The organism is Trueperella bernardiae (assembly GCF_030246965.1).
Lineage (GTDB): Bacteria > Actinomycetota > Actinomycetes > Actinomycetales > Actinomycetaceae > Trueperella > Trueperella bernardiae.
Map to the genome: position 1 here is coordinate 642,105 of NZ_CP127099.1, position 17,068 is coordinate 659,172.

20 protein-coding genes are annotated in these 17,068 nt (G+C 66.9%); 17 read left to right on the forward strand and 3 right to left on the reverse strand.

The window, feature by feature from the left end; all coding sequences use genetic code 11:
• The first annotated feature begins 82 nt into the window (after window positions 1–82).
• The 7 genes from lepB to QPC17_RS02990 all read left to right on the forward strand — a co-directional run bounded on the left by lepB (window position 83) and on the right by QPC17_RS02990 (window position 5,790).
• Window positions 83–847: a signal peptidase I gene (gene lepB / locus QPC17_RS02960; RefSeq protein ID WP_062612023.1), complete on the forward strand. Its 765-nt coding sequence runs from the start codon at window positions 83–85 to the stop codon at window positions 845–847.
• Complete coding sequence (gene rnhB / locus QPC17_RS02965) at window positions 834–1,502, forward strand: ribonuclease HII (protein ID WP_068538436.1); 669 nt, start codon at window positions 834–836, stop codon at window positions 1,500–1,502. The genes lepB and rnhB overlap by 14 nt, the downstream gene beginning before the upstream one ends.
• Window positions 1,499–1,810: a DUF2469 domain-containing protein gene (locus QPC17_RS02970; RefSeq protein WP_068538435.1), complete on the forward strand. Its 312-nt coding sequence runs from the start codon at window positions 1,499–1,501 to the stop codon at window positions 1,808–1,810. The genes rnhB and QPC17_RS02970 overlap by 4 nt, the downstream gene beginning before the upstream one ends.
• A 107-nt stretch (window positions 1,811–1,917) precedes the next feature.
• Window positions 1,918–2,277 (forward strand): YraN family protein, encoded by a 360-nt coding sequence (locus QPC17_RS02975; protein WP_068538434.1) that lies wholly within the window; start codon window positions 1,918–1,920, stop codon window positions 2,275–2,277.
• Window positions 2,274–3,794, forward strand: coding sequence for a YifB family Mg chelatase-like AAA ATPase (locus QPC17_RS02980; RefSeq protein ID WP_285347449.1), 1,521 nt, complete (start codon window positions 2,274–2,276; stop codon window positions 3,792–3,794). The genes QPC17_RS02975 and QPC17_RS02980 overlap by 4 nt, the downstream gene beginning before the upstream one ends.
• On the forward strand, window positions 3,791–4,891 hold the full coding sequence (gene dprA / locus QPC17_RS02985) for a DNA-processing protein DprA (protein WP_083297711.1): 1,101 nt from the start codon (window positions 3,791–3,793) through the stop codon (window positions 4,889–4,891). The genes QPC17_RS02980 and dprA overlap by 4 nt, the downstream gene beginning before the upstream one ends.
• Complete coding sequence (locus QPC17_RS02990) at window positions 4,888–5,790, forward strand: tyrosine recombinase XerC (RefSeq protein ID WP_062612037.1); 903 nt, start codon at window positions 4,888–4,890, stop codon at window positions 5,788–5,790. The genes dprA and QPC17_RS02990 overlap by 4 nt, the downstream gene beginning before the upstream one ends.
• A gap of 101 nt (window positions 5,791–5,891) precedes the next feature.
• Here the strand turns inward: QPC17_RS02990 and QPC17_RS02995 are convergent, their stop codons facing one another.
• Together QPC17_RS02995 and QPC17_RS03000 are read right to left on the reverse strand one after the other, a co-directional pair.
• Window positions 5,892–6,500 carry a M23 family metallopeptidase gene (locus QPC17_RS02995; RefSeq protein WP_062612042.1) on the reverse strand — a complete coding sequence of 203 codons (609 nt, stop codon included), beginning with the start codon at window positions 6,498–6,500 and terminating at the stop codon, window positions 5,892–5,894.
• Between the two features lie 242 nt (window positions 6,501–6,742).
• Window positions 6,743–7,441, reverse strand: a complete 699-nt coding sequence (locus QPC17_RS03000) for a trimeric intracellular cation channel family protein (protein WP_062612043.1) — start codon at window positions 7,439–7,441, stop codon at window positions 6,743–6,745.
• A 318-nt stretch (window positions 7,442–7,759) separates the two neighbouring features.
• On the opposite strand from QPC17_RS03000, the gene rpsB reads away from it, so the two are divergent.
• The 6 genes from rpsB to QPC17_RS03030 all read left to right on the forward strand — a co-directional run bounded on the left by rpsB (window position 7,760) and on the right by QPC17_RS03030 (window position 12,799).
• The gene (gene rpsB, locus QPC17_RS03005; protein ID WP_285347450.1) at window positions 7,760–8,593 is read left to right on the forward strand and encodes a 30S ribosomal protein S2; all 834 of its coding nucleotides are present in this window, start codon (window positions 7,760–7,762) and stop codon (window positions 8,591–8,593) included.
• Between the two features lie 11 nt (window positions 8,594–8,604).
• Window positions 8,605–9,444, forward strand: a complete 840-nt coding sequence (gene tsf / locus QPC17_RS03010) for a translation elongation factor Ts (RefSeq protein ID WP_062612047.1) — start codon at window positions 8,605–8,607, stop codon at window positions 9,442–9,444.
• A 147-nt stretch (window positions 9,445–9,591) separates the two neighbouring features.
• Window positions 9,592–10,344, forward strand: a complete 753-nt coding sequence (locus tag QPC17_RS03015) for an electron transfer flavoprotein subunit beta/FixA family protein (protein ID WP_068538527.1) — start codon at window positions 9,592–9,594, stop codon at window positions 10,342–10,344.
• Window positions 10,345–11,199: an electron transfer flavoprotein subunit alpha/FixB family protein gene (locus QPC17_RS03020; protein ID WP_062612048.1), complete on the forward strand. Its 855-nt coding sequence runs from the start codon at window positions 10,345–10,347 to the stop codon at window positions 11,197–11,199. It abuts the gene before it with no gap.
• 13 nt (window positions 11,200–11,212) lie between these two features.
• Complete coding sequence (locus tag QPC17_RS03025) at window positions 11,213–12,502, forward strand: FAD-dependent oxidoreductase (protein WP_068538429.1); 1,290 nt, start codon at window positions 11,213–11,215, stop codon at window positions 12,500–12,502.
• A gap of 9 nt (window positions 12,503–12,511) precedes the next feature.
• The gene (locus QPC17_RS03030) at window positions 12,512–12,799 is read left to right on the forward strand and encodes a ferredoxin family protein (RefSeq protein WP_062612050.1); all 288 of its coding nucleotides are present in this window, start codon (window positions 12,512–12,514) and stop codon (window positions 12,797–12,799) included.
• Between the two features lie 4 nt (window positions 12,800–12,803).
• On the opposite strand, the gene QPC17_RS03035 is transcribed toward QPC17_RS03030, so the two are convergent.
• Window positions 12,804–14,357, reverse strand: coding sequence for an MFS transporter (locus QPC17_RS03035; RefSeq protein ID WP_068538428.1), 1,554 nt, complete (start codon window positions 14,355–14,357; stop codon window positions 12,804–12,806).
• 128 nt (window positions 14,358–14,485) lie between these two features.
• On the opposite strand from QPC17_RS03035, the gene QPC17_RS03040 reads away from it, so the two are divergent.
• From QPC17_RS03040 to QPC17_RS03055, 4 genes are read left to right on the forward strand one after another with little or no spacing between them, the layout of a single operon-like run.
• Window positions 14,486–14,866 (forward strand): RNA-binding S4 domain-containing protein, encoded by a 381-nt coding sequence (locus QPC17_RS03040; RefSeq protein ID WP_285347451.1) that lies wholly within the window; start codon window positions 14,486–14,488, stop codon window positions 14,864–14,866.
• A 30-nt stretch (window positions 14,867–14,896) separates the two neighbouring features.
• A complete protein-coding gene (gene pyrH / locus QPC17_RS03045) occupies window positions 14,897–15,619 on the forward strand; it encodes a UMP kinase (RefSeq protein ID WP_068538427.1) in 723 nt (240 codons plus the stop codon).
• Between the two features lie 7 nt (window positions 15,620–15,626).
• Window positions 15,627–16,184, forward strand: coding sequence for a ribosome recycling factor (frr, locus tag QPC17_RS03050; protein WP_062612059.1), 558 nt, complete (start codon window positions 15,627–15,629; stop codon window positions 16,182–16,184).
• Window positions 16,184–17,068, forward strand: a complete 885-nt coding sequence (locus QPC17_RS03055; RefSeq protein WP_062612061.1) for a phosphatidate cytidylyltransferase — start codon at window positions 16,184–16,186, stop codon at window positions 17,066–17,068. Before frr ends, QPC17_RS03055 begins: the two co-directional genes overlap by 1 nt.

Consider the following 17,068-nt stretch of genomic DNA (forward strand, 5'->3'; position numbering starts at 1 on the left):
CGAAGTCACGTGGAGACACCCCGGCTCGGCGGCGAACGTGCCCGGCCGGTGACGTAGTGTAGTGGTCAGTAGGAGGAGCGCGATGGAGGAACTTGACCAGGCGGACGCGATGCCGCCGTCGTACCCGCCCGAGCACCGTGCTGAACCGAGTCGGAGCGAGAAGGGCGAAGTGGGCGCCAAGAAGCGCCTGGGATCCACCGTGCTCGAATTTGCCACGATCATCGCGGTAGCTCTCCTCATCTCGGTCATCATCAAGACCTTCTTCGCGCAGGCCTTCGCCATCCCGTCTGAGTCGATGGAGAACACGCTTATTCCGGGGGATCGGATCCTGGTCAACAAGCTGGCGGACTCGGAGGAAGACCTCCACCGGGGTGACGTGGTCGTGTTCGTGGACCCGGGCAACTGGCTGTCCGACTCGGCGAAGCCGCACTATTCTGGGGTGCAGAAGGTGCTCATCAGTGTGGGCGAACTCGTGGGCGTGGTCCCACAGAACGTGGGCGACCATCTGGTCAAGCGCATCATTGGCCTGCCCGGCGATCACGTGGAGTGCTGTCATGACGGCCTCATCACGGTCAACGGCGAGCCGATTACGGAGACGTACATCAAGCCCGGATCCTCGCCGTCGGACACGGAGTTCGACGTGGTGGTTCCTGATGGGCACGTGTGGCTCATGGGCGATAACCGCGACCGCTCGAAGGATTCGCGCTACCACCAGCAAGCCACCGGCTTTGGTTTCGTGCCGATCTCGAACATCGAGGGGCGAGCGTGGCTGACCATGTATCCGCTCGACCGGATGGGTAAGATCCCCTCGGCCAGAGAGGTGTTCGCAGGCGTTGATAGTCCCTGATCGCGAGGTCGAGCTCGCCCTGTTGCGCGAGGTGAGCGAGCGCGGCGGTCGCTACGTGGCGGGGGTTGACGAGGTGGGGCGCGGGGCGCTCGCCGGGCCGGCCACGGTGGGCATCGCGGTCGTCTCCCTGGGTACTCCCGATGACTTCCCCGCGGGACTGCGCGATTCGAAGCTCATGACGCCGATAGCGCGGACCCGCGCAGTGGGCCAGGTCCGTGAGTGGGTGGAAGCCGCGGCGGTGGGGCACGCGGGCGCCGACGTCGTCAACCAGTGGGGGATCATCGGCGCGCTGCGGTATGCCGCCGGGGAGGCGCTCGCCCAGCTGGATCTGCCGATTTCGGCGGTGATCTTGGACGGCACGCACGACTGGTGGTCGCCGTCGGAGTTGCCGATCGGGCCGCAACTTCCGCCCTATCCTGTGCACATGGAGGTCAAGGGCGACGCGCGCTGCGCGGTGGTGGCCGCGGCGAGCGTGCTCGCGAAGGTGGAGCGCGATAAGATCATGACCCGGCTCGGCGCGCAGTATCCGGGCTACGATTGGGAGCGAAACAAGGGATACTCCTCGCCGGCCCACATCGCGGGCCTGGGAGCGCTCGGCGCGAGCGAGCACCACCGAACGAGCTGGAAACTACCTGGATTGGAGCAGGGACGATGAGCGAACTGGAGAACTACGAAGCGGACGCCGAACTCGCGCTCTACCGCGAGTACCGGGACGTGGCGAGCCTGTTCCAGTTTGTGGTGGAGACCGAGCGGCGCTTCTATTTGGCCAACGACGTCGATGTCAAGGTTCGCGCCTCGGCCGCCGGTGACGTCTTTTTCGAGGTGACGCTCACGGACGCGTGGGTGTGGGACATCTTCCGCCCCTCGAGGTTCATCCGCGGCGCGCGGATCGTAACCTTTAAGGACGTCAACGTGGAGGAGCTGAACAAGCCCGATCTCTCGCGCGGGCTCGACTTCGAATAGCGTTATTTCGCGAAAAAACATTATCCACATTTTCCCTTGCGGGAGCTTTACCCACATTTGGGGCTTTTGCGAAATCAGGCGCCGGCGATTCCTGCTGAAATCGTCCTATGACGAACAATGAATTAGGCGCGTGGGGCGAGAACCTCGCGGCAACATATCTGACGCAACAGGGCTGGACGATCCTCGCCCGCAACTGGCGTACGCGCGGGGGCGAGATCGACATCGTGGGCTTCGACCCGCAACGTAACGCGATCGTGGCGGTTGAGGTCAAGACACGGCGTACTCACCGGGCGGGCACGCCCGCAGAGGCGGTGACCGCGCTCAAGGTCAATCGGATCAAAGGGCTGCTGTTGCAGTGGCTCCTTGACCACCGCTCGTTCGGCACGCAGATTGGCGTGGACGTGGTGACGGTGGATCTGGCCGGCGATAGGCATGAGCTGACCCACCTCAAGGGGGTGGAGTCATGAAAGCGATCGCAGGAACGGTGGGGCGGGCCAACACCCTGTCGGTGGTGGGCGTGCAGGCGGTGCCAATCCTCGTGGAGGCCGTCCAGCTCAACGGGTTGCCGAGCTTCCACATCGTGGGGCTTCCCGACGCGGCGGTCAATGAGGCGCGCGAACGCCTGCGGGCCGGCTTTCACGCCATCGGGATCACGTGGCCCAATCGGCGCCTCACGGTCAACCTATCGCCGGCCGACGTCATGAAATCGGGTACCGGCTTTGACCTGTCGATCGCGGTGGCGATCCTCGGCTCGATCGGGTTCGGTTTCGGGCGCGAGGCGGTTGTCATGGGCGAACTCGGCCTGGACGGCTCGGTGCGGCCGGTGCGCGGGGTCCTGCCCGCCCTGCTCGCGGCTAAGGACGCGCAGGTGGCGATCGTGCCCCAGGCCAACCAGGACGAGGCGATGCTCGTGGACGGGCTGGAGGTCATCGGCGTGCACCACCTGGCCCAGGTGGCCGAGATGTGCGGGGTGCCCGGTGTCGTCGCCCCGCCCCCAACCCAGCTCAGTGCCGAGGTGCTTGACGTGCCGGAGGCGATGGCGGACGTGGCTGACGTATGCGGGCAGGAGGAGGCGATCCTCGCCCTCCAGGTGGCGGCCGCGGGCGGGCATCACATGCTCATGGTCGGCCCGCCCGGGGTGGGTAAGTCGATGCTCGCCCGCCGCATGCCCGGCATCCTCCCGGACCTCAGCCAGGCTGACGCGCTGGAGGTGGCGGCGATCGCCTCCCTCACGGGCGAGCGGGTCACGTCCCTGCCCGTCCATCCGCCTTTCGCCGCGCCCCACCACACGGCCACCACGGTGGCTTTGGTGGGCGGGGGATCGCGGATGCCGCGGCCGGGTGCGATCACAGCCGCGCACCGCGGCGTGCTCTTCATGGACGAGTTTCCCGAGTTTGCCCCGCGAGCGATCCAGTCCCTGCGCCAGCCGCTCGAGGAGGGGTGGATTGACGTGGCGCGGGCGAAGGCGAGCGTGCGCTTCCCGGCACGCTTCCAGCTCATTGCGGCGGCCAACCCCTGCAGGTGCGGGCGCAGGCTCGACCCGGGCTCGGCGTGCACGTGCACTTCGCGCGACATCCGGCTGTATGAGGCCTCGCTAGGCGGCCCGGTGCGCGACCGTATCGACATCCACGTTACCCTGCGTCGCCCGTCGAAGGCAGACCTGCGCCGGGGCGGAAGCGCCTCGAGCGCGCAGCTGAAGAGCGCCGTGGCCGAGGCCCGGGAGCGGCAGGCCTTCCGCCTGGCCGGCCTCGAACTCGAGCGTAACGCCGACGTGCCCGGCTCCTGGCTGCGGCGCAACACCCCGCTCCAGGGCGTGACACTGGCCCGGATCGACAAGGGCCTGGCCTCGGGCCTGCTCTCGCTGCGCGGGTATGACAGGATTTTGCGCCTCGCCTGGTCGATTGCCGACCTCGCCGGGCACGGCAGGCCCACCGACGACGACGTGGCGGCGGCCTTCATGTTGAGCGGAAGGATGGACTCGTGAACGATTTGCAGGCGCGCATCGAATGGTCGCGCATGACCGAGGGAGCTGACCCCATCGCCCATACCCTCATCGAGAACCTCGGCCCGGCCGGGGCACTCGAGGCTATCCGCGACGGGGAGTTCGAGCCGGGCATGCGCGCGCAGATCGAGCGCTGGCGCCACCGGCTTGCCCACCAAGAGCCGTTCCACATGCGGGCGCTGGAGATGACCGGGGTGAGCGTGATCGGGCCGGAGGACTCGCGGTGGCCGAGCCAACTGAACGACCTGGGCGCCGACGCGCCGCTCCTACTGTGGGTCAAGGGTAATCCAACGGCGCTGGAGGCGCGGGCAGTGGCGATCGTCGGCTCACGCGCGGCCACCTCCACCGGCCTGCGCACGGCCCGCGACTTCGCCTTCGAGATCTCCGAGGAGGCCACCGTGGTCTCCGGCGGGGCCTTCGGCATCGATGCCGCCGCCCACCAGGGTGCCCTGATCGCCGGCCGTCCCACCCTTATTGTCAGCGCGGGCGGCGCGGACCGGGTCTACCCCCGCTCCCACGAATCGCTCTTCGCTAAGACCCTGGAGGCGGGCGGCGCGATCGTGTCCGAATCCCCGCTGGGGGCCGCCCCGCAGCGCTTCCGTTTCCTGGCCCGCAACCGCATCATCGCGGCGCTGGGCCAGGCCACCGTAGTGGTCGAGGCGCCCGTGCGCTCCGGTGCTCTGTCAACCGCGCGCCACGCGCTCGCGATCGGCCGGCCGGTCGGCGCTGTCCCCGGCCCAATCGATTCCGTGCAGAGCCAGGGCTGCATCGAGTTGCTTCGCAACGGCGCCACTGCGATCGGCAGTGTGAGCCACCTGCGCGAGCTCATGGGGCCAATCGGGGTCCAAGAGCCACTGGCCGCCGACTTCTTCTCCGGCGGGGTGGACGACGGCTTCGACATGCGCGAGCAGCGCGCCTTCGATGCCGTGCCCCTCGTCCGCGGTAAGGGCGCGGCGTCGATCGCGGCGACAGCGGGCATGGCCCTGCCCGAGACCCTGGCGGCGCTCGGCCGGCTGGTACTTGCCGGGCGTGTGGAAGAGCGCGACGGGCGCTACCGGCGCACTAAGGTGAAGTCATGAGCATCGAGACGATTCTGGACGACTACGTGCGCGAGCTGGGTGTGCGGCGCGGGCTGTCCGAGCACACCGTGGCCGCCTATGCCGCCGAGGCACGCTCCTTCCTCGACTTCCTCGGCACCAGTTCGGACGACGTGGCGGGAGCGTTGCGCTTCGTGGAGCTTGCCGACCTGCGCTCCTGGCTTGCCTCCCTCCAGCAGGAGGGCCACTCGAGGGCCTCGATGGCCCGCCACTCGGCGGCGATCCGTAGCTTCACCCGGTGGTTGTACAAGAACGGGCACATCGACTCCGACGCGGGCCAGCGGCTCACCTCCCCGAAGGCGGAGAACAAGCTACCCCAGGTGCTGAGTCATGCCCAGGCCAAGCGCCTGCTCGATATCGCCGCGGATCGCGCGGCGGAGGACGGCGAGCTCACGGTGCGGGACTGGGCGATGGTCGAGCTGCTCTACGCCTCCGGGATCCGTGTCAGCGAGCTCGTGGGCCTCGACGTGTCCAGCATCCAGCCCGACATGACGCTGCGGGTGGTGGGTAAGGGAGATAAGGAGCGCATCGTCCCCTTCGGTAGGCCCGCCCGCGAGGCGCTGTCGGAATGGCTGGCGCTACGCCCCCAGTTCCTCAAGGGGCCGACGCCAGCGGTGTTCGTGGGCAAGGCAGGACGCAGGATCGACCCGCGCATGGTACGTACGGTCCTCGACCGGCTCACCGACCTTGCGGACCTGCCGCACATCGGGCCTCACGCCCTGCGGCACTCGGCGGCCACCCACCTGCTCGACGGCGGATCGGACCTGCGCAACGTCCAAGAGATCCTCGGCCACTCCTCGCTCGGCACAACCCAGCGCTATACCCATGTGAGCGCCGAGCGCCTGCGCGCCGCCTTCGGCCAGGCCCACCCGCGCGCCTAACAGAAGGGGTGCGTACACGGCGGGCGCACCCGCCCCGGGAGCGCCCGCAATCTACCGCCGCGCCTCAAGTTCGCCTGATGCGCTCACGGCAGGTGGGCGTGCTACTCGACGAGCATGATCGGACCCCATAGAAGCGATAGCGGGTCGAGGTAGTCGCTCGTTGCGCGCTTGGCTCCCCAGTGCAGGCACGAGGAGGGCGCGCAGTGTTCGCCGGTCACGTGCCCGATGAGCTGGCCGCGCGTGACCGTGTCCCCGCGTGTGACTGCAGGGGAGAGGGGCTCATAGGTGGTGCGGATCCCGTCGGCGTGCCCGATCGACACTAGGTCGCGGTCATTGAGCTTGCCTGCGTAGATGACGCGGCCGCTCGCCGCCGCATACACGGGTTGGCCGGCGGCGATCGCCAGGTCCACGCCCCGGTGCCCAGCGTCCCAGTTGTTTGGCCCGGGCGCAAACGGCCGGAGCACCGGCACCTCGGCGCCCGAGGGCCAGGCATACTCGACCGTGGGCGCCGAGCCGGCCAAGCCCACCGAGCCAGCCAAGCTGTCCGCGTCTACCGTGCCGGCCAAGCCCACCGAGTCAGCCGAGAGTGCCGAGTTCGCCGAGGGCGCCACACTCTCCGAGAGCTCAGCAGGCGCAGGGCCTGAGGGTAGGGTGAGGGCGGCAACGCCGCCGAGGGAGACGAGAGCGAGTGCAACAAGAAACTTCTTCATGCCACCAGGCTCTCAAAATCGCCGAAAGCCCCACGCCGATAATGTGCCCGATGTGGTCGGGCCACCCGGCAGGGAATCTGTGGAGAAACACGCTCTTCCCAATTCAGGGACTCGTCCCGATTGGGGCGGCCGACGAAACTCGTGAAAATACCGGCTAACGATCGCTACCGCCGCCAGGGCGGCACCAGATTCACGAGTTGTGTCGGAGCGACCGGCAAGCTTGCGCCACGGCGTGGTTGGCGCTACTTGGAGTCCTTGCGTCGGGAAAACTTGCGCAGGTTGGTCACGTGCTCGCGGCGCAGGATGCGCCGCGAATCGGCTAGCAGGTTCATCTGCCGCACGGGCAGGATCCAGTTAAAGCGGCGGGCGGCGAGCCCGAAGATGAGGCACAGGAGGATCGCTAGGCCCATCCCCACCTCGTACATGTCGTGCTGCTGGAAGATCACCATGATCCCGGCGGCGGCGATGGAGATGGTGGCGTAGAGGGGGTTGGAGCCGAAGATAGCGGGGGTCTGGCGCACGAGCGCGTCGCGCATCACGCCGCCGGCGGTGGCGGTGATGACCCCGAGGAAGATCGAGGGGATCGGGGCGAGCCCGGCGGAGATGCCCTTCGCGGCGCCGGTGGCGGACCAGCAGCCAAGAGCGAGGACGTCGGCGAGGGTGAGACCGCGTCGCGCCCACGGCCCATCCAGCGGCACGAGGTAGGCAAAGGCGGAGGCGCCGATCGCGCCGGCGAGGTACCACGGGTCGGTCAGCGCCACGGGGAAGCCCACGCCAAGCAGGGAGTCGCGGATCATGCCACCGCCGAGCGCGGTCAGGATGCCGAGGGTGAGGTAGCCGATGATGTCGTATTCGAGCTTGCGGGCAAGGGATGCGCCGATGACCCCGTAGGCGATGACGCCCGCGACGTCCACGATACGGAAGAGAACCTCAGGATCCATGCCGCACCTCCCTGCAAGAAATGACCATCCGATTCATTGTGCCCCGCGGGGACGCCAAATGTCAGCCCGGCATGGCCCGGGTGCGATGTAGGCAACGCCACCGCGCGCGCCAAGTTTTAGTGTTGGAGAACTGTGCGGGCCCTGGATAAACTAGGAAGGCTGTCGAAAGACAGACTACGCGTGCTCGCTCGCCGCAAGGCCTTCCGCGCATCGGTCCGATGGAGCGTGGAATGGGGCACCAGGGCCTGCCACAGGGTGTGGTGGGCAAAGAACCGTAAAACCAAGCGCGGCACACCCGCGCTGTGAGAAAGGACGACCATGGCAGTCGTTTCCATGCGCCAGCTGCTTGAAGCCGGCGTCCACTTCGGGCACCAGACCCGTCGCTGGAACCCCAAGATGAAGCGTTTCATCCTCAACGATCGTAACGGCATCTACATCATTGATCTTCGTAAGACGGTTGACGACATCAACCGCACCTACGAGTTCGTCAAGGAGACCGTGGCCCACGGCGGCAACATCCTCTTCGTTGGCACCAAGCGTCAGGCCCAGCGCCCGATCCGCGAGCAGGCGGAGCGCGTGGGTATGCCCTACGTCAACGAGCGTTGGCTGGGCGGCATGCTGACCAACTTCTCCACCGTTAACGCCCGTATCCAGCGCCTCAAGGAGCTGGAGATCGTTGACTTCGACGACGTGGCCGGCTCTGGTCGCACGAAGAAGGAACTGCTCATGATGCGTCGTGAGAAGGAGAAGCTGGAGCGCACGCTCGGCGGTATCCGCGACATGGGCAAGGTTCCCTCGGCCATCTGGATCGTTGACACGAACAAGGAGCACCTGGCGGTCGCTGAGGCCCACAAGCTCAACATGTCCGTCTGTGCGATCCTCGACACGAACTGTGATCCCGACGACGTCGACTACGGCATCCCGGGGAACGACGACGCGATCCGCTCCATCGATATCCTGACCCGCGTGATCGCCGACGCAGTCGCTGAGGGCCTGGTGGCCCGTGGCGGTGGCGCTAAGGATGAGGACCCCATGCCCGAGTGGGAGCGCGAGCTCCTCGAGGGTGACGAGGCTGAGGCTCCGGCCGAGGCTGAAGCAGCCCCCGCCGAGGCCCCGGCCGCTGAGGCCCCGGCTGAGACCGACAACGCCTAAGGAAGATCAACATGGCAATTACCGTTGCAGATATCAAGGCTCTTCGTGAGAAGACCGGCGCTGGCATGATGGATGTCAAGAAGGCGCTGACCGAGGCTGAGGGCGATACCGCCAAGGCTGAGGAGATCCTTCGCCTCAAGGGCCTGAAGGTCGCCGCCAAGCGTGAGGGCCGCACGGCCTCGAACGGCCTGGTCCTGTCCCACATCGGCACGAACGACGAGGGCCAATTCGGCCTCATCGTCGAGGTCAACGCTGAGACGGACTTCGTGGCGAAGAACGAGAAGTTCATCGCTTTCGCCGAGGGCATCCTCGCCGCCGCCGTCGAGGCTGGTGCCAAGACCACCGATGAGGTCCTGGCCGCCGCTCACCCGGAGGGCACTGTCAAGGACGCCGTGGACAACATGATCGGCATCATCGGCGAGAAGCTGGGCGTGGGTGCGGTTGAGTACCTCGCTGGCGAGCACGTCGAGGCCTACATGCACAAGACGGCTGTTGACCTGCCGGCCCAGGTGGCCGTCATCGTCGCCACCGATGCCGCGGGCAAGGAGATCGCCCACGACGTCGCCGTCCACGTGGCCGCCATGTCCCCGGCCTACCTCGCTGAGGGCGACGTGCCGGAGGAGGAGCTCGAGAACGAGCGCCGCATCGCCACCGAGCTGACGATCGCCGAGGGCAAGCCGGAGCAGGCTGTTCCGAAGATCGTCGAAGGCCGCCTTAAGGGCTACTTCAAGCAGGTCTGCCTGCTTGACCAGCCCTACGCTCGCGATCCGAAGCACTCGGTGGGCGAGGTTGCCAAGGCCGCCGGCGCCACGATCACGGGCTTTAAGCGCGTGCGCGTTGGCCAGGAGTAAGGGCTAGTTCACTGGTGTGGGGTGCGAGGTAATCGCACCCCACACTGGCTTAAGTCGAGTATTTGCTCGCAGATGAAAAGCCGTGCCCCGGGCGCGGCTGCGCGCGACCCGCGCGATAATGAGGGTTTGATGAAGGGGAGAACGACGTTGAGTATTGTTGTGGCCTACAAGTACGCGCCTAATCCGCAAGATGCCAAGGTGCTTGCCGACGGCACGGTTGACTGGACGCGCGCGAAGGCCGCCGTGTCGGAGTCGGATCCGGTGGCGATGGAGATGGGCCGGCGGGTCGCTGATGCCGCGGGCACGCAGCTCGTGGGTATTTCGGTGGGCTCTGCCCAGGTTGCCTCCCCGATGGCGCGCAAGAACGCCATGTCGCGCGGCTTTGACCGCGGGCTGATACTTGCCGACGACGCCGTCTCGGCCTGGTCTGCCACCCAGGTCGGCGCCGCCCTGGCCCAGTTGGTGAGCAAGGTGGGTGACGTCTCGCTGGTGCTCACGGCCGATTCTTCGGTGGATGAGGCGGCTGGAGTCACGCCCGCGCTCATCGCGGGGTACCTTGGCTGGCCGGCGATTCTCGACGTGGCGAAGGTGGAGGTCGACGGCGATGCTTTCGTTCTCACCCAGCGGATCAAGGGCGGCAGCCGCACGCTGCGCCTGACCGGCCCGGCCGTCGTCGCCACCACCTCGGATGCAACCACCCCGGCCGTGCCGTCGATGAAGGACATCCTCGCGGCCGGCAAGAAGCCCGTGGAGGTGCTGACGGCCGCGGACGTGGAGAGCGCGGGTGCCCCGCTCGAGGTGGTGGGCCGCAAGCGCCCGGACAAGCGCGTGCGCCAGGGCAAGATGTTTGGTACGGCCGCCGAGCTTGTGGCGGCCCTGCGTGAGGACGGGGTGCTGTAAATGACTACCTGGATTGTGACCACCGTTTCTGAGATTTCTACGCTCGTTGAGCTGGCCCAGGGGGAGAAGGTCGGCGTCGTCGTCGGCGATGCCCCGGTGGGCGGGGTGGACCGCGTGATCCGGATCGAGACGGGCGACGCCCCGGCCGAGGCGCTGGCCCCGGCGGTCGTGGCCGCGGTGGACGCGCAGGCGGGCGACCTCATTCTCGTGGTGAACAACCCCGCAGGCCGCTCGTTGGCGGGTGCGCTGTGCGCCGCGAAGGGCGCGCCACTGCTGCGCAACGTGAGCGAGCTGTCGACCACCTCCGCCACGGTCAGCCGCTTCGGCGGCATGGTCGAGGAGACCGTGGAGTTCGCCGGCCCGGCCGTGGTCCTCGTCAGCGAGGGCGAGGCGGTGCCGGGCGAGGTTGCGGGAGAAACCGTGGCTGGCGAGGGCTACACGGTGAGCGTGGCCAGTGAAGACATCCACGAGGGCGCGCAGGTGAACTTGGGCGCGGCCACCCGCATCGTGGGGGTCGGGCGCGGATTCGTGGCCGAGGAGGACCTGGCGCTCGCACGCGAGCTCGCGGACGCGCTGGGCGCCGAGGTCGGGTGCACCCGCCCGCTCGTTGAAGGCCACGGTTGGTTCGAGCGCGATTCGTATCTTGGGGTCTCGGGCCACTCGGTCTCCCCGGACCTTTACATCCCGGTGGGGATCTCCGGCCAGATCCACCACACGGCCGGCATCGGCGGCGCGCAGACGATCGTGGTCATCAACAATGACGAGACGGCCGCGATTTTCGAGCTGGCCGACTACGGGATCGTCGGCAACTTGTACGAGGTGTTGCCGAAGATGATCGAGGCGCTCAAGGCGTAGGGGAGGGGCCGACATGGAGGATTTCGACGTCATCGTTGTGGGCGCGGGGGTGGCCGGAACCGTGGCCGCCACGGCGCTCGCCCGCGAGGGGCGCGAGGTGCTGCTGGTCGAGCGCGGCACCGAGCCGGGGGCCAAGAACCTTTCCGGCGGCGTGTTCTACAGCCGCGTGATGGAGGAGATCTTCCCCGGCTTCGCCCAGGAGGCCCCCGTGGAGCGCGTCATCACGCGCAACACGCTGAGCTTCTTGAACGCCACCTCGGCGGTCAATATTGACTACTGGGACCAGCGCCTTGCCGAGCCCGTCAATGCCGTCAGCGTGCTGCGCGCCCACCTCGACCCGTGGCTTGCGCAGCAGGCCGAGGAGGCCGGCGTCAGCCTTATTAGCGGCGTCAAGGTCGATAGGCTGATGCGCGGCGACACGCATTTTTGCGGCATCGAGGCCGCGGGCGAGGAGATGACGGCGAAGGTGGTCATCGCCGCCGACGGCGTCAACTCCTTCCTCGCCCAGGGCGCCGGCGTGCGTCCGAAGCAGCCCACGAAGAACCTGGGACTCGGCATCAAGTCCGTTATCCAGATCGGCGAGGATGCCGTTCGGGAGCGCTTCAACCTCGTAGGCAACGAAGGCGCCTCCTACGCGATCGTGGGGGATGCCACGATGGGCGTGCCGGGCGGCGGCTTCATGTACACCAACAGGGACTCGGTCTCGATGGGCGTGGTCCTCATGCTCGAGCGGCTGACCGACTCGGGTCTGGCCTCCACCGACATCCATGACCACCTGCTGGCCCACCCGTTCCTTGCGCCCTTCCTCGAGGGCGGGGAGCTGCTCGAGTACGGTTGCCACCTCGTGGCCGAGGGCGGGCAGGCGATGCAGGAGGGGATCGTTCACGATGGCCTGGTCCTCATCGGCGACGCCGCCGGCTTCACCCTCAACACGGGCCTGACCGTGCGCGGCATGGACCTGGCGGCCGGATCGGCGCTGGCCGCCGCGAAGGCGGTCCACGCGGCCATCGAGGCGGGCGATTACTCGCGCCTGGCCCTGCAGGCCTACGTGGATGAATACGAGGCGAGCTTCGTGGGCAAGGACATGCACACCTACCGCCACGCCCCCGAATTTCTCGGCAATGATCAGCTGATGTTCGGGCCGGCGGGCGAGCTGCTGGCGGACGTCTTCTACGGCGCCTACCACCACGATCTCAGTCCGCGCCGGCACCTGGCGAAGGTGGCCCTTGACGCGTTCAAGGGCTCGGGGATCCGCGTGGGTGACCTGGTCAAGACCGGCTATCGTGCGCTGCGAGCGCTTTAGGAGGCAGGGATGTCTTTCAATCCGGGCGGCGTGAACGAGCGCCTCGCCAAGAACGTCTACCACACGGGCGAGAGCCACATCGTCATCGACCAGGAGCTTGTGCGTTCCACGGGCACGGCCAAGCGGATCATCGCGGTCTGCCCGGCGCACGTGTATCGCGAGGAGGCCGACGGTACGATCTCGGCCGAGTTCGCCGCGTGCCTGGAGTGCGGGGCGTGCCTCGCAGTCGCCACCCCCGGGGCCCTGAGCTGGGTTTACCCCGAGGGCGGGATGGGGATCGAGTACCGCGAGGGCTGAGCCCCTACGCCTTGATTTCCGCCGTGCCCTTGCGCCAGAAGATGACGGCCAGGGCGAGGGCGATGAGCAGGATGAAGGTCACCAGCGCGTAGGCGATGTAGATCGCGTTGTACCACGCCGTGTCGCCGCTACCAGCGTGCTGGCCCTGGAAGAAGACCGCGGTGATCATTGCGATGCCGATTGCGGTGGCGATGCGCTGACCGGTCTGAACGATGCCGCCGGCGGTGCCGCCGTGCTCGGCGGGCACGTCGAGCATGGACAGGGTCTGGTTGGTCGAGCCGATCGCGCCCTGGCCGAAGCCGAGCACGCTGACGGGGACCATGAGCCACCAGAAGGGCAGGCCCTTCCCGATCGCCCAGATCACGCCCATCATGCCGAGCACACCGATCACCATGAGGGCGAGCGAGATGGCCTGCACGGCCCGGCCCTTGAGGAGGACCCGCTTGCCGGCCCACACTGCCGCATAGGCGGAGACCAACGCGTTGGGTAGCGTGACCAGGCCGACCTCGAGTGCTGAGACGTCAAGCCCGCGCTGGAGGAAGAGGGCCAGGACTACGAAGATCGACGTCATGCCAAGGAACTGGAAGACGGTAATCGCCGTGGCCCAGGAGAACGTGGAGATGCCAAACAGCTCGAGGTTAACCATCGGCTCGCGCCCGATCTTCTTGTAGTACGACTCCCAGGCCACCCAGGCCGCGAGCAGGAGGACACCGGCGGGAAGGAGCGCCCAGGCGAACGCCCAGCCGGTGGACATGAAGGGCAGCATGATGCCGACCACGGCCAGCGCAAGGAGGACCATGCCGAGGAAGTCGAGGTCGATCTTCGGGCGCTCGTAGAAGCGGCCCTCCTCTTCTTGCATCTCGATGTACTCGCTGCGGGCCTCGGCGCGGTGCGGGCCCACGTGGCGGCGCTCCTTGCCGAACGGGAGCCAAAGGAAGGCCAGGATGAGGCCGATGATGCCGATGGGGAAGTTGATGATGAATGACCAGCGCCAGCCGGCCGCTTCGCCCAGGATCCCCACGAGTGCGCCGGACATGAGCGGGCCGGCGGCCACAGACATCGACACGACCAGGCCGAACATGGCGAAGGCCTTCGCGCGGGCTTGGCCCACGAAGTAACGCTGGATGAGGCCCGTGGTCTGGGGTGAGAGGATGCCCGCGCCGGCGCCCTGGAGGACGCGCATGAAGTTGAGCATCGTGGCGTCGGTGGCCAGGCCCACGAGCAGCGAGGACAGGGTGAAGAGCGAAAATCCTGCCACGAAGGCCGAGGAGCGGCCGAACATGTCACCGAGGCGGCCGGCGGGCACCAGGATGATGCCGACGGCGAGCGCGTAGCCCGACAGCACCCACTGGAGCTGGGAGTCGGAGGCGCTCATGGCGTGGCCGATCGAGGTGAGGATGTTGTTGACGGAGGAGACCTGCAACAGGGTCATCATGAGTGGGACGAGGAGAACGAAGAGGAGTTTGTTGCGGTCGTAGACCCGATCTGATCCGGGAACGCGGATGTGGCGGGGGTTTGAATCGGGTTGGTTCGGTTGCCTGCTGACGTTTTCTGCCATCGATTCCTCACAAACAAAAATGGCGCACTAAGCACCGCTGTTTTGATCGTAGTGAGGAAGGTCCCGGGTGGTCAGTTGCGTGGGTCACCGGCGAGGAGTGGTGCGCGACACCGACTACACTGTCTGTCATGGAAAGCGTGCGCATCGATCAGTGGCTGTGGGCCGTGCGGCAAACGAAGACCCGTTCGGCGGCCACCGCCGCGTGCCGGGCCGGCCACGTGCGGGTCAACGACGAGCCGGTCAAGGCGGCCACGAAGGTGAAGGTGGGTGACGTCGTGCGCTACCGCGTGCAGGGCTGGGACCGGATCCTCGAGGTCAAGCAGCTGCTCCTCAAGCGCGTGGGCGCGCCCGTGGCCCGGGAAGCCTACAAGGACCTGACCCTGCCCCGGCCCAAGGTCTGCGTGCCGATCGCCACGCGCGAGCCCGGCGCCGGGCGGCCCACCAAGCGCGAGCGTCGCGAACTGGACCGGCTGTTTGGGCGGGATTCGAACTACGGGCGAATGCGGTAAACTGGTCATCACCCGACGAAAGGTTCATCCATGTCTGACTCGCAAAGGCGACGCCGTGTCCTGCTTAAACTTTCCGGAGAGGTCTTCGGAGGAGGGGAGGTTGGACTCGACACCTCGGTCTTGACGCGAGTGGCGGGGGAGATCGCCGCGGCGGTGAACGACGGGGTGCAGGTCGGCGTCGTTGTCGGTGGCGGAAACTTCTTCCGCGGGGCTGAACTGCAGGAGGCGGGGATGGACCGCGCGCGTGCCGACTACATGGGCATGCTCGGCACGGTCATCAACGCCGTGGCTCTCCAGGACTTTCTTGAAAGCGCAGGCGTTCCCTCCCGCGTGCAGACCGCGATCACGATGGCGCAGGTCGCGGAGGCCTACATCCCGCTGCGAGCGATCCGCCACCTGGAGAAGGGGCGCGTGGTGATCTTCGGGGCCGGCGCCGGCATGCCCTACTTCTCTACCGACACCGTTTCGGCCCAGCGCGCCCTCGAACTGCGTTGCGACGAACTACTCGTGGGCAAGAACGGAGTGGACGGCGTTTACAGCGCGGACCCGCGCACGGATCCGGAGGCCGTCAAGCTCGATTACCTCACCTACGACGACGCGCTTCGCAAGGGCCTGCGTGTGGTTGACGCGGCCGCATTCTCGCTGTGTCAAGATAATGGAATGACAATGCGCGTCTTTGGCATGGTGGAACCTGGAAACGTCACCCGTGCTCTGCGCGGCGAAAATATCGGAACACTCGTAACAAAGAACTGAGGACACCATGATTGAAGATGCACTGCTCGAAGGCGAAGAGATGATGGAGAAGGCTCTGGGCGCCCTGCGTAACGAGTTTTCCAAGATCCGCTCCGGGCGCGCGAACCCCGAACTGTTCACCTCCCTCATCGTCGACTACTATGGCTCGCCCACGCAGATGCAGCAGATCGCCTCGGTGACCGTGCCCGAGGCGCGCACGGTCATCATCACCCCCTACGATCGCACTGCGATGAAGGACATCGAGAAGGCGATTCGCGACGCCGACCTGGGCGTCAACCCCACCGACGACGGGCAGGTGCTGCGCATCAACCTGCCGGCCCTCACCGAGGAGCGCCGCAAGGAGTACGTCAAGCTCGCCCGCACGAAGGCCGAGGAGTCGAAGATTTCGGTGCGCTCCGCGCGTCGTAAGGCCAAGGACGTCCTGGAGAAGATCAAGAAGGACGGCGAGGCCGGAGAGGACGAGGTCGAGCGCGCAGAGAAGGAGCTCGAGGCCCTGACCAAGCGCTTCACCGACCAGGTGGACGCGCTGCTCGAGGGCAAAGAGAAAGACCTCATGGAGATCTGATGCCCTCAGATCAGCCGCAAGCCGCGATTTTCTCGCGGCTTGCTCCGCGTCCACCCAAGCCACCCGAGGAGTCCCATTCTCGGGCCGGCCGCAACCTCAAGGCGGCCATCCCCACTGCGCTCATCCTGCTCGCCCTCGTGGCGGCGTCGATCTTCATCCGCATCGAGGTCTTCGCGGGCCTGGTAGTGGTGGCGCTCGGGATCGCGCAGTGGGAGATGGCGGGCGCCCTGCTCGCGCGCAATTTCAAGATCCCGCTCCTCGTTCTGATCGCGGGCCAGACAGCGATGGCGGTGGGCACCTGGTTCTACGGGATTCAGGCCGCGCTCATCATCTACATGGTGACCTGCGTCCTAGCGTTGCTGGTCAACGGGTATGCGCGCGCCGCGGGCGTGACGGACGCGCTCGCGGGCTGCTTCTCGCTGGGCTGGATCGGGCTCATGGGCAGCTTCGCGGTGGCGATGGCGACGATGCCGCACGGGGCTTGGGTGATTACGGCCTTCATCCTGTTGCCGGTGGCGAACGACACGGGTGGCTGGCTGGCTGGCGTCCTGTTTGGCAAGCACCCGATCTCGCCGTCGATCTCGCCGAAGAAGTCCTGGGAGGGCTTTGCCGGCTCGGTGATCGCCTGCTTCCTCGTGGCTTGGTTCTTCGTGGGGTCCATGGTGGGCCTTTCCTGGCCGTGGGTGGTTCTGTTCGCGCTCGTCACCCCCGTCATGTCCACCGCCGGGGACTTCTCCGAGTCGCTGCTCAAGCGCGACCTCGCGATCAAGGACATGGGCTCGATCTTCCCCGGCCACGGCGGCATGCTTGACCGGATTGACTCCATCCTTTTTTGTGCCCCTGCGTGCTACCTCATGTTTGCCGGTGGCCTGGGGTTGCTATAG

Coding starts and splice junctions, on each gene's coding strand:
- lepB (WP_062612023.1), top strand. CDS start 83: ATGGAGGAACTTGACCAGGCGGACGCGATGCCGCCGTCGTACCCGCCC.
- QPC17_RS02970 (WP_068538435.1), top strand. CDS start 1,499: ATGAGCGAACTGGAGAACTACGAAGCGGACGCCGAACTCGCGCTCTAC.
- QPC17_RS02975 (WP_068538434.1), top strand. CDS start 1,918: ATGACGAACAATGAATTAGGCGCGTGGGGCGAGAACCTCGCGGCAACA.
- QPC17_RS02980 (WP_285347449.1), top strand. CDS start 2,274: ATGAAAGCGATCGCAGGAACGGTGGGGCGGGCCAACACCCTGTCGGTG.
- QPC17_RS02990 (WP_062612037.1), top strand. CDS start 4,888: ATGAGCATCGAGACGATTCTGGACGACTACGTGCGCGAGCTGGGTGTG.
- QPC17_RS02995 (WP_062612042.1), bottom strand. CDS start 6,500: ATGAAGAAGTTTCTTGTTGCACTCGCTCTCGTCTCCCTCGGCGGCGTT.
- QPC17_RS03000 (WP_062612043.1), bottom strand. CDS start 7,441: ATGGATCCTGAGGTTCTCTTCCGTATCGTGGACGTCGCGGGCGTCATC.
- rpsB (WP_285347450.1), top strand. CDS start 7,760: ATGGCAGTCGTTTCCATGCGCCAGCTGCTTGAAGCCGGCGTCCACTTC.
- tsf (WP_062612047.1), top strand. CDS start 8,605: ATGGCAATTACCGTTGCAGATATCAAGGCTCTTCGTGAGAAGACCGGC.
- QPC17_RS03020 (WP_062612048.1), top strand. CDS start 10,345: ATGACTACCTGGATTGTGACCACCGTTTCTGAGATTTCTACGCTCGTT.
- QPC17_RS03025 (WP_068538429.1), top strand. CDS start 11,213: ATGGAGGATTTCGACGTCATCGTTGTGGGCGCGGGGGTGGCCGGAACC.
- QPC17_RS03030 (WP_062612050.1), top strand. CDS start 12,512: ATGTCTTTCAATCCGGGCGGCGTGAACGAGCGCCTCGCCAAGAACGTC.
- QPC17_RS03035 (WP_068538428.1), bottom strand. CDS start 14,357: ATGGCAGAAAACGTCAGCAGGCAACCGAACCAACCCGATTCAAACCCC.
- QPC17_RS03040 (WP_285347451.1), top strand. CDS start 14,486: ATGGAAAGCGTGCGCATCGATCAGTGGCTGTGGGCCGTGCGGCAAACG.
- pyrH (WP_068538427.1), top strand. CDS start 14,897: ATGTCTGACTCGCAAAGGCGACGCCGTGTCCTGCTTAAACTTTCCGGA.
- frr (WP_062612059.1), top strand. CDS start 15,627: ATGATTGAAGATGCACTGCTCGAAGGCGAAGAGATGATGGAGAAGGCT.
- QPC17_RS03055 (WP_062612061.1), top strand. CDS start 16,184: ATGCCCTCAGATCAGCCGCAAGCCGCGATTTTCTCGCGGCTTGCTCCG.